General features: G+C 60.6%; 1 protein-coding gene and 1 pseudogene. One reads left to right on the plus strand and one right to left on the minus strand.

The features are described 5' to 3' along the window. Positions 1-617: 617 nt before the first annotated feature. On the minus strand, positions 618-791 hold the full coding sequence (locus AC1DRP_RS36640; RefSeq protein ID WP_441508491.1) for a 4-fold beta flower protein: 174 nt from the start codon (positions 789-791) through the stop codon (positions 618-620). 33 nt (positions 792-824) lie between these two features. Here AC1DRP_RS36640 and AC1DRP_RS36645 point away from each other — a divergent pair. Beyond that, positions 825-1,061: pseudogene (locus tag AC1DRP_RS36645) on the plus strand (IS110 family transposase); the annotation flags it as partial.

Raw genomic sequence — 1,061 nt, forward strand, 5'->3', positions numbered from 1 at the left:
TCCCGCCCCGGTCCCGTCGCTCCGCCCTCGCCATCCATCTGCATCGTCTGTGCGCCATGGCACAATGGAAAGCCGTCGCTGGCCTCGCAGCGTGAGCCCGTCACCCGGTTGAGTTCGCTTCAATGGTCCGCGGTTAACGTGACAACGCCCTCTGTCGTAGCTGTGCAGCAGGATCAGGCAAAAGTTCCAAAAGGTAGGGGGTGGATTTTGACCACATCCGAGGAGTCATCGAGGCCTGCCGCCGTCGACTATGGGGCTCCTACGATAGCCTGTGACGGCGTCGGCGGCCTTCTGCACGGGAACGGCCTCTACAGCATCGTTTTGATTACCGGTCGCCCCACCGTAATGCGCGACCAGACTATCCCCATCGTCCCGGTCCTTTCGTGCCAGCTTCAAAGTAGCCGTGAAGGGCTCCTATCCCTCAAGAAGGCAATCGACGACTTAGTCTTGGCCACTACCGCGCCTCACGGTCAGGCGCAGTGACACGGAGCGCTACCTCTCCTGATGCGGGTCATCCAACTCGCCTTACTGTGTGAAAAAGTGGAGCCGCACTTAACTGGCCAATCGTTCGCGCATGCCGAACGTTGCTTCCCATTCTTCCTCTGACAGCAGCCCGCTCATCTCGTAGCGATCATCGAGGGTGCCAGTGGTAACGACCAGCCGAGATGATCACCGTTGAAGCCGTAGACGTCGTACCCGGTATTGCTCTTCTTCAGATACGCAACGCGCTTGCCGCTCCAAAGATAGATCGTCATTCCTCGACGATGGTCGCGCGGCGGAAGCCGCGGCATGATGGTGCCCCGATCCAACGTGGGAGCCCCACCATGAGCCAGCAGCACCACGTCGGCCTCGATGTCTCCGTGAAAGAGACCGCGGTCTGTATCGTCGATCGCCAGGGAAAGGTCGTGTATCGCACACCCTGAAGCGATCAGCGCCATCGGCCTCGGCCACATCTGAGCTCGCATTGGTCTGGAGGCAGGACCGCTTTCACCGTGGCTCTATGCCGGCTTGGTCGAGGCGGTACTGCCGGTGATCCACGTCGAGACCCGACATATGCGCGC

The sequence above is a fragment of the Allobosea sp. 01N443 genome (assembly GCF_056399325.1).